The 11,862-nt window shown below is 71.1% G+C and carries 10 protein-coding genes and 1 pseudogene; 4 read left to right on the top strand and 7 right to left on the bottom strand.

Going from position 1 to position 11,862, the window contains the following annotated elements; genetic code table 11:
• Positions 1-266 precede the first annotated feature (266 nt).
• Entirely contained in the window at positions 267-809 is a 543-nt protein-coding gene (locus FZO89_RS04015) for an NADPH-dependent FMN reductase (protein ID WP_149102045.1), read from the top strand.
• Positions 810-832: 23 nt separating this feature from the next.
• Here FZO89_RS04015 and FZO89_RS04020 read toward each other — a convergent pair whose 3' ends face one another.
• Complete coding sequence (locus FZO89_RS04020; protein WP_149102046.1) at positions 833-1,825, bottom strand: helix-turn-helix transcriptional regulator; 993 nt, start codon at positions 1,823-1,825, stop codon at positions 833-835.
• A 116-nt stretch (positions 1,826-1,941) separates the two neighbouring features.
• Here FZO89_RS04020 and FZO89_RS04025 point away from each other — a divergent pair, with 116 nt between their 5' ends.
• Positions 1,942-2,577 carry a glutathione S-transferase family protein gene (locus tag FZO89_RS04025; RefSeq protein WP_149102047.1) on the top strand — a complete coding sequence of 212 codons (636 nt, stop codon included), beginning with the start codon at positions 1,942-1,944 and terminating at the stop codon, positions 2,575-2,577.
• A 228-nt stretch (positions 2,578-2,805) separates the two neighbouring features.
• Here the strand turns inward: FZO89_RS04025 and FZO89_RS18435 are convergent, their stop codons facing one another.
• The 6 genes and pseudogenes from FZO89_RS18435 to lexA all read right to left on the bottom strand — a co-directional run bounded on the left by FZO89_RS18435 (position 2,806) and on the right by lexA (position 10,643).
• The gene (locus FZO89_RS18435) at positions 2,806-3,180 is read right to left on the bottom strand and encodes a hypothetical protein (protein WP_187471034.1); all 375 of its coding nucleotides are present in this window, start codon (positions 3,178-3,180) and stop codon (positions 2,806-2,808) included.
• A gap of 44 nt (positions 3,181-3,224) precedes the next feature.
• A complete protein-coding gene (locus tag FZO89_RS04035; protein ID WP_149102049.1) occupies positions 3,225-3,827 on the bottom strand; it encodes an alpha-ketoglutarate-dependent dioxygenase AlkB in 603 nt (200 codons plus the stop codon).
• Positions 3,828-3,835: 8 nt separating this feature from the next.
• Positions 3,836-7,096, bottom strand: a complete 3,261-nt coding sequence (locus FZO89_RS04040; RefSeq protein ID WP_149102050.1) for an error-prone DNA polymerase — start codon at positions 7,094-7,096, stop codon at positions 3,836-3,838.
• Positions 7,097-7,517: 421 nt separating this feature from the next.
• A complete protein-coding gene (locus tag FZO89_RS04045) occupies positions 7,518-8,936 on the bottom strand; it encodes a Y-family DNA polymerase (RefSeq protein WP_149102051.1) in 1,419 nt (472 codons plus the stop codon).
• Between the two features lie 482 nt (positions 8,937-9,418).
• Positions 9,419-10,036 (bottom strand): annotated as a pseudogene (imuA, locus tag FZO89_RS18725) (translesion DNA synthesis-associated protein ImuA); the annotation flags it as partial.
• A gap of 4 nt (positions 10,037-10,040) precedes the next feature.
• Positions 10,041-10,643 carry a transcriptional repressor LexA gene (lexA, locus tag FZO89_RS04055; RefSeq protein WP_149102053.1) on the bottom strand — a complete coding sequence of 201 codons (603 nt, stop codon included), beginning with the start codon at positions 10,641-10,643 and terminating at the stop codon, positions 10,041-10,043.
• 124 nt (positions 10,644-10,767) lie between these two features.
• On the opposite strand from lexA, the gene FZO89_RS04060 reads away from it, so the two are divergent.
• Together FZO89_RS04060 and FZO89_RS04065 are read left to right on the top strand one after the other, a co-directional pair.
• Positions 10,768-10,989 (top strand): AbrB/MazE/SpoVT family DNA-binding domain-containing protein, encoded by a 222-nt coding sequence (locus FZO89_RS04060; protein ID WP_149102054.1) that lies wholly within the window; start codon positions 10,768-10,770, stop codon positions 10,987-10,989.
• Positions 10,990-10,996: 7 nt separating this feature from the next.
• On the top strand, positions 10,997-11,425 hold the full coding sequence (locus FZO89_RS04065) for a type II toxin-antitoxin system death-on-curing family toxin (protein ID WP_149102055.1): 429 nt from the start codon (positions 10,997-10,999) through the stop codon (positions 11,423-11,425).
• Positions 11,426-11,862: the final 437 nt, after the last annotated feature.

The following is an 11,862-nucleotide window of genomic DNA, read 5'->3' on the forward strand; positions in this document are numbered from 1 at the left end:
CCTGCGCCGTGGTGCGCGCACCTTGGTGGAAACGGCGTCAAGGCGCCGCGAATGCCGGCCCGGGCCCCGGCGACTCGCTCGCCCCACCCGCAGGGAGCCGCGCGACGCCGCTTTCCGGCGCACAAGGCTTGCCAGGAGACATCGCGTTCACGCCCGCATTGCGAATGTGTCGCGGTGGCGTCCGGTGCGCCTGGTCGCCTCCACCCCGTTCCATGCACGGCCTGCGCGACAGGTCGCAGCCCGCCCGCACGATCCGGAGTTTTCCCATGAGCCTGACCATCGCCGTCATCGTCGGCAGCCTGCGCAAGGATTCGTTCAACGCCAGGCTCGCCGATGCGCTGGCGAAGCTGGCGCCCGACGGCATCGAGTTCCGCCGCCTGCGCATCGACGACCTGCCGCTGTACAACCAGGACGACGACGCTTCGCCGCCGGCGCCCGTGCAGCGACTCAAGCAGGAGATCCGCGACGCCGACGGCCTGCTGTTCGTCACCCCGGAGTACAACCGCTCGATCCCGGGCGTGCTCAAGAACGCGCTCGACCACGCCTCCCGGCCCTATGGCGAGAGCGCGTTCGTCGACAAGCCCGCCGGCGTGATCGGCGTGTCCGTCGGCGCGATCGGCACCGCCTGCGCGCAGCAGCACCTGCGCACGATCCTCGCCTACCTCGACATGCCCACCCTCGCCCAGCCCGAGGCCTTCCTCAAGGCCGACGACGTGCTGGACGACGACGGCGGCATCGCCGGGAGCAGCCGCGAGTTTCTGCAGCAGTGGATGGACGCCTTCCTCGACTGGGTGAAGCACCACGCCTGAGCCGTGGGTTCGACCCCTGGCCTTCAGCGCGGCGGCGCCACCCGTCGGCGCCTGTCGCCCGATGCGCGTGCGGCCCGCGAGAGGCGCAGGGACAGTGCGCGCAGGTGCCGCTCGAGTTCGACCGGCTCGATCACCACGAACGGGACGTCCAGCAGCGCCAGGTGGTAGGCGAGCATGTCCGGGCGCTGCGCGCCGGTTTCCAGTTCGCAGCGCTGGTCGTCCAGTCGCGTCAACCTGCCGGCCGAGGCCGGGATCCGCTCGCGCATGCGCGACAGCGGCGCATGCAGTTCGATGCGCGCCCTGACCGCGTAGGGCTGCACCGAGATCGCCCGCGAGACGAACGCGGCCGCGTCGCCGCCCGGCACCTTGCGCGGAAGGAAGCGTTCGCCGGCGCGTGGCGTGCCGCCGATGCGATCCACGCGGAACGTGCGCCAGTCGCTGCGGCTGAGGTCCCAGGCCAGCAGGTACCAGCGCGCTTCGGTGGAGACCAGCGCATGCGGCTCGACCGCGCGCACGCTGCCGCGGCCTTCCTGGTCCTCGTAGCTGAAGTGCAGCCGCTGCAGCGCGCGGCAGGCGGTGGCCAGCGCCACCAACCGCGCATGCGGCACCGCCGGCCCGCCGGGACCCAGCGGCAACACCGCCGCATGCAGGTTGCGCACGCGCGTGCGCAGTCGTGCCGGCATCACCTGTTCGAGCTTGGCCAGTGCGCGCAATGCGGATTCCTCCATGCCGACCACGGTGCCGCCGGTGGCCAGACGCAGGCCCAGCGAGACGGCGAGCGCCTCGTCGTCCTCCAGCAGCAACGGCGGCAGGTTGCTGCCCGCGGCCAGCTGGTAGCCGCCGGCGGTGCCGGCGCTGGAGTCCACCGGATAGCCCAGGCTGCGCAGGCGGTCGACGTCGCGGCGCACGGTGCGCTCGGTGACGTCCATGCGCGCGGCGAGTTCGCGCCCGCGCCAGAACGGCCGGGATTGCAGCAGGGCCAGCAGCCGCAGCAGGCGGGCGGAGGTATCGATCATGGGCGTCAGGATGCCATGGCTTCAGGACCGGAACTGTCCGCAAGGGTGACTAGCCTGTCGTCGACCGGCCGCGCCATCCCACGCGGCCACGTTCCGTCCACAACAGGAGCCACGCCATGTCCCTGAAACTCTTCGCCGCGCCGATGTCCAGTGCCACCCCGGTCGTGCACGCCATCGCCGAACTCGGCATCGACTGCGATACCGTGATGTTCGACCTCGCCTCCGGCGAGCAGAAGTCGCCTTCCTACCTCGCGATCAATCCGCATGGCGTGGTGCCGACCCTCGTCGTCGACGGCACGCCGCTGTTCGAGGCGCTGGCGATCCTGCAGTGGCTGGGCGAGCGCCATGGCGTCGAACGCGGGCTGTGGCCGGCGGCCGGTACATCCCAACACCTGGTGGCGCTGTCCTGGACCACCTGGGCCTACGTGAGCTACGGCGCCCTGGTCAGCGTGCTGAACTACACGCAGAGTCCGCAGGCCGATGCGCGCCTGCACCACGCTCCCCTCGCCGCCGAAGCCCTGTCGCGGCTCGACGCGGCGCTCGGCCGCCTCGACGCCCACCTGGCGAAGTCTCGCTGGCTGCTGGGCGAGGATTTCTCGCTCGCCGACCTGATCGTCGCGAGCGTGGTGAGCTACAGCACCTATTGCGGTGTGGCGACCGACGGCCACGCCCATCTCGGGCGCTGGCTGCAGGATTTCCAGTCGCGGGAGGCGTTCCGCAGGACTTGGGCGGTGGACTCGCAGGTGGAGTAGCTTCTCCTTACTCGCTGTTGCTGTTGCTGTTGCTGTTGCTTGCGCCTTTGCTTTTCGAGCCGTAAAGCGAGCCGAGCACCGCAGCCGGTGGTGGCCGTAGAGGCGCCCATGTCCGAGCGCAGCGAGTTTGGGCGCCGTGCCACCGCCGGCGAGGAGCGCAGGGAACCGGCGCGGCGCAGCCGCGACGGCTCGCGTCCGGTGAAAGGGCTTTTGGTTCCTTTTGGCCCGTCAAAAGGAACTCGGGCGCGAAGCGACCGAACGCTCTGCTTCTGCCTGTTTGTTCTCGTTCTCGCTGGCGAACTGGAGTCCCGATGCGAAGATCAAACGCAACAGCTTCCGCGCTGTCGCGCGGGTGACTTTTGTCTTGGCAAAAGTCACCAAAACCGCCTCCACCGGACGCGATCCGGACTGGCTGCGCCAGTCCGGTCCCCTGCGCTTCTCGGACGGCGGGGCACGCGGCCCAAACTCGCTGCGCTCGGACACGGGCCGCTCTTCGGCCCCGCCGCCCTGCGATGCTCGGCTCGCTTTACGGCTCGAAAAAGCAACGGCAACAGCAACGACAACAGCAACGGCAACCGCAAGGGCAACGGCAAGGAAGGACAAGGGCAACCGCGGGCCGCACGCCGCGCTCACGCGTGCAGGCACCCCTATGGGCTGGCCACGGGCGGCCGCGCCCGGAACACCACGCTGATCCGCGGCGCCGCATGCCGCACCTTGGGGATGCCGTGCTCGTGGGTGGACTGCATCGCATGGCTCATCGCCAGCAGGCTGCCGGGCATCAGGTCGATCGCGACACGGTCGGCGTGGTCGGCCGCGGCGCGGATCAGCATGCGCCGCGGTGCTCCGAGCGAAACCAGGGCGATCGGGTGGCCGTCGCGCAGCGAATGCAGCTTGTCCCCATGCATCGCCACGCTGTCCTGGCCGTCGCGGTAGAAGTTCATGCCGATCGAGGAGAACGGTGCCGGCACGCGTTCGCGCACGCGTGCCAGCATGTCCGCGAGCGGCAGGTCCGCGGGCAGCGCATCGACCGGGTAGTTCGCCAGCAACCGTGGCACGTCGACCACGCGGTCGTACATCGGTCGGCGCAGGTGGCGCCAGTCGGCCCGTGCCGCCAGCACGTCGAACCAGCGCAGCGCCGTGTCCGCATCGACGAAGCCGGGCCAGTAGCGCGCACCACCCTGCGCGTCGTCGACCAGTTGCAGCATCGGCGGTGCGAACAGGTCGTCGCGGGAGACGCTCGCGGTGCGCATCGGGGCCTTCAGTGGAAATCGCGCGAGCTGGTGCGCAGCTCGCCGAGCAGGTGGCTCAGGTCCTGCAGGTCACGGGCGATCAGGTGCTGCACGCCGTCGACCTGCTCCCAGCGGCCACGCACCGCCATCAGCCGCGCGCCCAGCAGCGCCTTGCGCCGGCGCAGCGCGACATGCGCCCACACCACCACGTTGACCATGCCGTGCTCGTCCTCGAGGGTCACGAAGATGGTGCCGTTCGCGGTCGCCGGCCGCTGGCGCTGGGTGACGATGCCGGCCGCGAACGCGCCACGCCCATGCGGCAGCACGCCCAGCTCCCGCGAATCGAGGACCCGCTGCGCGCGCAGCCGTTCGCGCAGCAGCGCCAGCGGATGTGCGCCCAGGGTCAGGCCGGTGGCGCGGTAGTCCGACAGCACGTCCTCGCCGGCACCCGGTGCCGGCAGCGCGATCTCGTCCTCGTCCGGGCTGCCGGGCAGCAGCGGCCGTTGCCGCTCCACGCCCGCCACCGCCCAGCGCGCGGCGTGGCGATGCCCGGCCAGGGGCTGCAGGGCACCGGCTTCGGCCAGCGCGGTGCGCGCCTTCTCGTCGAGGCGTGCGCGCAGGCACAGGTCGCGCACGTCGGCGAACGGTCGCTGCCTGCGTGCCGAGACGATCGCGCCGGCCACGGCTTCCGACAACCCCGACACCTGCCGCAGTCCCAACCGCACCGCCGCCTGCCCGCCATCGCCGCCACGTGCGCGCGCGGACCCGCCTTCGAGCGTGCAGTCCCAGTCGCTGCAGGTCACGTCGACCGGCCGTACCTCGATCGCGGCACGCCCGCAGGCATGCCCGCGGCGCGCATCCTGCACGATCTGGCTCGGCGAGTAGAACCCCATCGGCTGCGAGTTGAGCAGCGCGCAGGCGAACGCCGCCGGCTCGTGGCGCTTGAGCCAGCAGCTGATGTAGACCAGCTTGGCGAACGAGGCGGCATGGCTCTGCGGGAAACCGTAGGAGCCGAAGCCCTTGATCTGTTCGAAGATCTGGTCGATGAACCCGGAGGCATATCCCTTGGCGGCCATGCGCTCGCGGACGCGGTTGCGATGCGGATCCATGTCGCCGCCGCGTCCCCACGCGGCCATGGACCGGCGCAGGCCGTCGGCTTCTTCCGGCGTGTAGTCCGCCGCCACCATCAGCAACTCCATGACCTGCTCCTGGAACAGCGGCACGCCCAGGGTGGGCTCGAGGACCGACCGGATTTCCTGCGACGGGTAGGTGACCAGCTCCTTCTTCTGCCGCCTGCGCAGGTAGGGATGGACCATGCCGCCCTGGATCGGCCCGGGCCGCACGATCGCGACCTCGATCACCAGGTCGTAGTACTTCTCCGGCTTCAGCCGCGGCAGCATGCTCATCTGCGCGCGCGATTCGATCTGGAACACGCCGATGGTGTCGGCGGCCTGGATCATGCGGAAGGTCTCGGCCTCGTCCTGCTGCGGAAGCCTGGCGATGTCGACCTCGTAGCCGCGACTGCCCTTCACCAGGTCCACGGCCTTGCGGATGCAGGTCAGCATGCCCAGCGCCAGGCAGTCGACCTTGAGCAGCTTCATGGTTTCGAGGTCGTCCTTGTCCCACTGGATGATGGTGCGCTCGGGCATCGCCGCGTTCTCCACCGGCACCACGGTCGACAGCGGCGCATCGCCGATCACGAAGCCGCCGACGTGCTGCGACAGGTGCCGCGGGTGGTCGCGCAACGCCTCGGTCACTGCCAGCACGCGCCGGATCAGCATGTTGTCCGGGTCGAAGCCGGATTCGCGCAGGCGCTGTTCCATCGGCGCGCCGCCATTGCCCCAGCCGTAGCACTCCGCCAGCAGCGCGACCTGGTCCGGCGGCAGGCCGAAGGCCTTGGCCACGTCGCGCACCGCGCTCTTGCCCCGGTAGCGGATCACGGTGGCGGCCAGCGCGGCGCGTTCGCGCCCGTACTTCGCATAGACGTACTGCAGCACCTCCTCGCGCCGCTCGTGCTCGAAATCGACGTCGATGTCCGGCGGCTCGTTGCGCTCCTTCGACAGGAATCGCGCCATCAGCAGCCGGCTTTCCGCCGGATTGACCACGGTGATGCCGAGCGCGAAGCACACCGCGGAATTCGCCGACGACCCGCGTCCCTGGCACAGGATGCCCTTCGATTTCGCGAAACGGACGATGTCCTGCACCGTCAGGAAGAAGGCCTCGTACCGCAGCTCGGCGATGAGCGCCAGCTCGCCTTCGATGCGACTGGCCACATCGTCGGGCACGCCTTGCGGCCACTCCCTCCGCATCCCGTCCTCGGTCAGTGTCCGCAGCCAGGTGGCGGGCGTGTGCCCCTCCGGCACCAGCTCGGATGGATAGTGATACTCCACCTGGCCCATGTCGAAGCTGCAGCGCCGCGCCAGCTGCACCGCGTTGTCGACGGGAGCCGGCGGATAGATGTTGCCCAGCGCGCGGCGGGTGCGCAGGTGGCGCTCGCCGTTGCGGAACAGGTGTTCGCCGCATTCGGCCAGGGGGGTGTTGTGGCGGATCGCGGTCATGGTGTCCTGCAGCGCGCGGCGGCGGCGCACGTCCATGTGCACGTCGCCGGCGGCGACCGGGGTCATCCGCAGGGTTTGCGCCAGCGCGAGCAGGGCCTGCAGGCGCGCGGCATCGTCGTGCTCACGATGCAGCTCGACCGCGACATGGGCGCGCGCGCCGAACAGGTCGCGCAGCCAGCGCGCCTGCGTCGCCTCGGGTTCGCGCCCCGGGACCCACAACGCGAACAGGCCCGACACTTCCGGATCGATCCCGCCCAGCACCTCGGCCACGTCGGTACGCGAAAGCCGGTAGCTGCCCTTCTTCGCATCGCCGCGGCGGCCGCGCGTGATCAGTTCGCACAGGCGCGTGTAGCCGCACTGCTTCTCCACCAGCAGCACCAGCTTCGTGCCGCAGGCGAGCGTGAATTCGCTGCCGACGACCAGCTTCACCCCGGTCGCGCGCGAGGCCTCGAATGCGCGCACGATGCCCGCCAGCGAACATTCGTCGGTGATCGCCAGCGCCTCGTAGCCGCAGGCGCGCGCGCGCTCGAACAGTTCCTCGGCGCTGGCCGCGCCGCGCAGGAACGAGAAGTCCGACAGGCAGTGCAGTTCGGCATACGCCGGCCAGGCGTCCTCGCGCGGCGGATCGTCGTTGGCGGCACGGCCGAGGCGCATGGCGACCTCCCACGCCCGCGGCGGACGCCCGCCGGGCGTATCGCGATCCACCCCGTCGACGGCATCGTCCCAGCTCATGCCGCCCTGTCCCAGCACCAACGGCGCCGCACCTGCTTTTCCTTCCTCCGCCCGCGGGCGCGGAAAACGGAGACAGGCGCGCCACCCTGCTTTTCCTTCCCCCGCTCGCGGGGGAAGGTGCCGAAGGCGGATGGACGCGCGCCACAGGCGCGGACAGCGGCATCGCGACCGCCCGCCCTCACCCCGACCCTCTCCCGCAAGCGGGAGAGGGAGAGGGAGAGAGAGAGGGAGAGGGAGAGGGAGAGGGAGACAGACGCGCCCACCTGCTTTCCCTTCCCCCGCCCGCGGGGCATTGCACCCTTCACGGGTGGAAGGTGCCGAAGGCGGATGGGCGCGCGCCGCAGGCGCGGGCAGCGGCATCGCGACTGACTGCCCTCACCCCCTGCCCTTTCCCGCAAGCGGGAGAGGGAGCCGGACGTCTTCACGCGAACCACCCCTGCAGCATCCAGCCGCCCTGTTCGCCCGGCGGCGCGAACGCCCAGGCGCGCTGGCCCTGCGAGGTTTCCAGCACGTAGTAGTCGCGGCGCGCGTCCTCGCCGTCCCACCAGCCGCTTTCCAGCCGCTCGGGGCCGGAGACGATGCGCGGATGCGGATCGCGCAACGGCACCGGCCGCGGCAGCAGCCACGCCGGGCGCGGTGGACGCGGCGGCGCTTCGGCAATGCGCGCATCGTCGCCTTCGACCCGGCGCCAGGCGCGCTCGGGTCTCGGATCGCCCGTCGGCGCCACCCGGTACACCGCCTCGTCGCCGAGGCGCGCGCGCAGGCGTTCGCGCAGCTGCGGCCACGGCAACTGCTGCTGGTTGCGCGTGTCGAACAGGTCTCGCGAGGCCGGCACGAAGGCCGGCAGTTCGCGCGCGAGCAGGCGCAGGCCCACGACGGGCCCGGGAATCCGCACCCGCTCAAGCCGGCTGCGGGTGAGTTCGAACAGCATCGCCGGCTCGCGCTCGGCGGCCAGCAGGCCGACGTTCACGTCGGTGTGCCCGCCTTCGTGTTCGAGCCGCAGCACGAAGCGCTGCACGCCGCCGTCGCGCACCGACAGGTAGGTGCACAGGTCGCCGACCAGCCGCCGCAGCGGGAACAGCAGCGCCATGTGGCTCTCGACCTCGTAGCCCAGTTCCACCCGCGCATCGAAATGGTCCGGCGGCGCATGCAGCGCCAGCGGATCGTCGGCCTGGCCGTACAGCCGGTCGAGGTGTTCGAGCAGAGGCAGGCCGAAGCGGCGGCGCAGCGCATCGCGCGGCAGGGCGCGCAGCGTGCGCAGGTCGCGGATACCCATGCGCTGCAGGCGTTCGCCGCCTTCGTCGGGCAGGCGCGCGCGTCGCACCGGAATGCGGTCGAGCATGTCGGCCATCGCCCCCGGGTGCGTCAGCGCCAGGCCGTCGCGCAGGCCGGCGAAGACGTGCGCGGCGCGCGGCGTGGGCGCCATGGCGATGCGATGGCCGAATCCCAGCGCGGTGAGTTCCTCGCGCAGCCGCGCCTCGATCCGCGGCCACGGCCCGAGCAGGCGGAAACTCGCCCGCACCTCCAGCACGATGCAGCCCGGCCACTGCGCGCTGACCAGGGAACTGTGCCGGTACGCCCACGCGGCGAGGAAGCGCTGCCAGCGCGCTTCGGCCTGGGGGTCGTATTCGACCATCGCGAAATCGCGCAGCAGCGCATGCGCGGCGGTGAGGCGCATGCCCGCGCGCAGTCCCGCCTGCGCGGCGGACGCGTTCACCGCATGCAGGGTGCGCAGTTGCGCGGAGCCGCCGACCAGGGCCAGTGGCGCGTCGGGATCAGGCAGGCGCCGGAGGACGGCATCGAGCGCCAGTTGCGGCAACAGTACGCAGGCCCAGAGCATCGGCGTCAGCTACGTGCAACGGGCGCCGGGCCCTGGACGAGATGGAGGGTTTGCTGCACAGGGAAAGTGGCCCGCTGCTTCCCGAGGGCCGGGATGGAACCGGCCTGCTCCTTTCCCCGCTGGCGGGGGAAGGCCGGAATGGGGGCAGGCGGAAGTGGCTGCGTTCGATTCACCTCGAGGTTGGAAGACCCCCACCCCAACCCTCCCCCGCAAGCGGGAGAGGGGGAATCGGCGGGCGCATGGATCGGGATGGGGCCGACTTGCACCTTCCCCAGCGCCGGGATGGGCGCGATCGGGAGGGGAGCGACCTGTTCCTTCCCCCGGTGGCGGGGGAAGGCGGGGATGGAAGCAGGCGGCAACGGCGGCGTTCGAGTCACGTCGGGGCTGGACGCCCCCCACCCCGCCCCGCCCCCGCAAGCCGGGGAGGGAGTCAGTTGTGCGCCGTCGGGGGTGGAAGTGGATGGCGCGATCGCCGGTTCCGATGCCAGCGCGAACGCGTTTGCCGGCACCGGCGCGCCGCGGCACTTGCGCACCCGCCAGGCGATGCCATGCGCGGACTCGCGCACCGCTTCCAGCCGCAGCGCCGCCGGCGAGGGATTGGCCGCGTGCCTGCGGTCGCGCAGGGCGAAGCCGAGGCAGTCGCCGCTGTCGGCGGCCACCTGCAGCCGGCGCAGTGCCTGCGCATCGGCGCCCGCCGGCCAGCCCAGCACCGCCTCGCAGGCGCCGCTGCGCAGGCACTGTTCGAAGGCCCACAGCGCATCGCGCGGCGCGGCGTCGATCAACTGCAGCTGCGCCAGCTCGACGCCCGCCGCCTGCCACGCCGGCGCGTAGGCCAGGTACGGCGGCGCGACCACCGCCACCGTGGCGCCGGCCCGGGTGAGCCGCGCCAGCGTGGGCAGCAGCAGCGCCAGCTCGCCGACGCCATCGGCCGGCAGCAGAAGTTCGGTCAGCGCGCGCCGCGGCCAGCCGCGCTGCGGCAGCAGCGCATCGAGCGCGGCGAAGCCGGTCGGCTCGCCATCGGGCGCGGCCTTGGCCTGACGCCCGGCATGCCACAGCGTGCGCGCGGCCAGCATCTGTTCCAGGGAGACCTGCGCAGCCATCCGCTCAGCCCCGCCGCACCAGGCCGCAGTACACGCCTTCGATCGCGAAATCCTGGCCGGCGCGCAGCTCGATCGGCGCGTGCTCGGGATTGCGCGGCAGCAGGCGGATGCGCACCTTCGAGCGCTCCAGGCGCTTGATCGTGATCTCGCCATCGATGCGCGCCACCACGACCTGGCCGTTGCGCGCCTCGTTCGAGCGCTTCACCGCCACCAGGTCGCCGTCGAAGATGCCGTCGTCGCGCATCGAATCCCCCTTCACCTTCAGCAGGTAGTCGGGCTTCTCGGAGAACAGCGCGCGGTCGAGCAGCAGCAGCGCGTCGCTGCCGATGTCGGCGCCGATCGGCTGGCCCGCGGCCACCTGCCCCAGCACCGGCAGCGGCAACTGGTCGGGCCGCCCCGGCAGGCGCAGGCCGCGCTTGCGTCCGGTGTCCAGTTCCAGCAGGCCCCCGGCCACCAGCGCCTGCACGTGCTTGTAGGCGGCATTGCGCGAGGCGAAGCCGAAGGCAGCGGCGACCTCGGCCAGGCTGGGCGCGCGCCCGGCCGCCAGCTCCCGGCGCAGGAAGTCGAGGACGGCGGCGCGTTGCGGGGAAAGGATGTCGGGACTCATGGGTGTACATTTGTACACCTTCCCGGCGCAGCGCGCGAGACTGGACAGCCGCGGGCCCCTCGCCTTGCGGCGGCCGGCGCGACGGCGCAATAATAACGTTCGTTATAACAAAGGCCGTGCCGCCATGAAGCTCAAGATCACCGCCATCGGCAATTCCGCCGGCGTCATCCTGCCCAAGGAACTGCTTGCCCGCCTGCGCGTGGGCAAGGGCGACGAGCTGTACGCGCTGGAGACGCCCGACGGCCTCCGCCTGACGGCGTTCGATCCGGAGCTGGCCCAGCAGATGGACGTGGCGGAACAGATCATGCGCGAAGACCGCCAGGTCCTGCACAAGCTGGCGCAGTGATCCGGCCATGATCGTCTGGATCAGCAAGCCACTTGCCCTGGCCATCCACGACCGGCAACTGTCGGAGCATGGGGGCGGCACCGGATTGCGCGACGAGGGCATGCTCGATTCCGCCCTCGCACGCCCGCAACAGTTGCATGCCTATGGCGACCCACCGCCGGACCTGGCCGACCTGGCCGCCAGCCTCGCCTTCGGCCTGGCACGCAACCACGCCTTCGTCGACGGCAACAAGCGCACCGCGCATGTCTGCTATCGCGCCTTCATCGCGCTCAACGATGGCGAGTTGGTGGCGACGGACGAAGAGAAGTACATCGCGATGCTGGGCCTCGCCGAAGGCTCCACCAGCGAAGCCGACTTCGCCAACTGGCTGCGCCCGCGCATCGGGGTGCGTGCCCGCGGCAATGTGCAGGAAGCCGATCCGGGCTACCGCGCCTGACGGTCCGCGCCTCCGGCAACGTCAAGCGCACTGCGTTCGTTCGCCGATCGCAGGCCGGGTACGGCTGCCCTTGGGTACGAATGTCCCCCGGCGACGGCCTGCCGCCGTCGCCTCCTCCTTGATTTCGCACCCAAGGGCAGCCGCACCCGCCGTGCCGGCCCGTTGGCGCTTTAAGAGTGGGCAAGTCCAATGACCCGGTTGGCGTCTGGCGCACGCGTCCGCAAGCCGAGCCTCGCCGTGGCCGGCAGCCCTTCGCGGCGAAATCAAGGAGGAGGTATCCGCCGGCAGGCGGATGCCGGGGGACATTCGCCGCGAAGGGCTGCCGGTCGCGGCGAGGCCCGTCAGGTCGCGATGACATGGGGCAATCAAAAGTGATCCAGCAACAATCCCTCTGCGCCAACGCAAAAAACTGACCTCCCCGGAGTTGGACGAAGGAC

It is taken from the genome of Luteimonas viscosa (assembly GCF_008244685.1).
GTDB lineage: Bacteria > Pseudomonadota > Gammaproteobacteria > Xanthomonadales > Xanthomonadaceae > Luteimonas > Luteimonas viscosa.

Coding starts and splice junctions, on each gene's coding strand:
- FZO89_RS04060 (WP_149102054.1), top strand. CDS start 10,768: ATGAAGCTCAAGATCACCGCCATCGGCAATTCCGCCGGCGTCATCCTG.
- FZO89_RS04025 (WP_149102047.1), top strand. CDS start 1,942: ATGTCCCTGAAACTCTTCGCCGCGCCGATGTCCAGTGCCACCCCGGTC.
- FZO89_RS04065 (WP_149102055.1), top strand. CDS start 10,997: ATGATCGTCTGGATCAGCAAGCCACTTGCCCTGGCCATCCACGACCGG.
- FZO89_RS04020 (WP_149102046.1), bottom strand. CDS start 1,825: ATGATCGATACCTCCGCCCGCCTGCTGCGGCTGCTGGCCCTGCTGCAA.
- FZO89_RS04045 (WP_149102051.1), bottom strand. CDS start 8,936: ATGCTCTGGGCCTGCGTACTGTTGCCGCAACTGGCGCTCGATGCCGTC.
- FZO89_RS04040 (WP_149102050.1), bottom strand. CDS start 7,096: ATGAGCTGGGACGATGCCGTCGACGGGGTGGATCGCGATACGCCCGGC.
- FZO89_RS04035 (WP_149102049.1), bottom strand. CDS start 3,827: ATGCGCACCGCGAGCGTCTCCCGCGACGACCTGTTCGCACCGCCGATG.
- lexA (WP_149102053.1), bottom strand. CDS start 10,643: ATGAGTCCCGACATCCTTTCCCCGCAACGCGCCGCCGTCCTCGACTTC.
- FZO89_RS04015 (WP_149102045.1), top strand. CDS start 267: ATGAGCCTGACCATCGCCGTCATCGTCGGCAGCCTGCGCAAGGATTCG.